The organism is Cupriavidus sp. SIMBA_020, assembly GCF_046535395.1.
GTDB lineage: Bacteria > Pseudomonadota > Gammaproteobacteria > Burkholderiales > Burkholderiaceae > Cupriavidus > Cupriavidus campinensis.
Genome location: NZ_JAWRWU010000871.1, coordinates 1 through 262, shown reverse-complemented (window position 1 = coordinate 262; position 262 = coordinate 1). Strand labels below are relative to the sequence as shown.

1 pseudogene is annotated in these 262 nt (G+C 63.4%); it reads left to right on the top strand.

What is annotated here, in order from left to right:
• Positions 1 to 31: 31 nt before the first annotated feature.
• A pseudogene (locus SB751_RS31890) lies at positions 32 to 262 on the top strand (PQQ-dependent dehydrogenase, methanol/ethanol family); the annotation flags it as partial.

Here is a 262-nt window from a genome sequence, read left to right as displayed (position 1 = left end):
CGGTGCGACCACAATGACTCAGGAGACAACCATGAAAAAACTCTCGGCTTCGACGCGCCGACTGGCAACCATCGGAATCGCGGCAGCCGTCGCCATCGCCTTGAATCCCGGCCTCGTGGACGCCGCCGCCGATTATCCGGCCGTCACGTACCAGCGCCTCACGGACGCGCAACGCGATCCGGGCTGGCTCACCTACTACCGCACATACAACGGCCAGTCGCATTCGCCGCTCAAGCAGATCGACCCGTCGAACGTGAAGCAG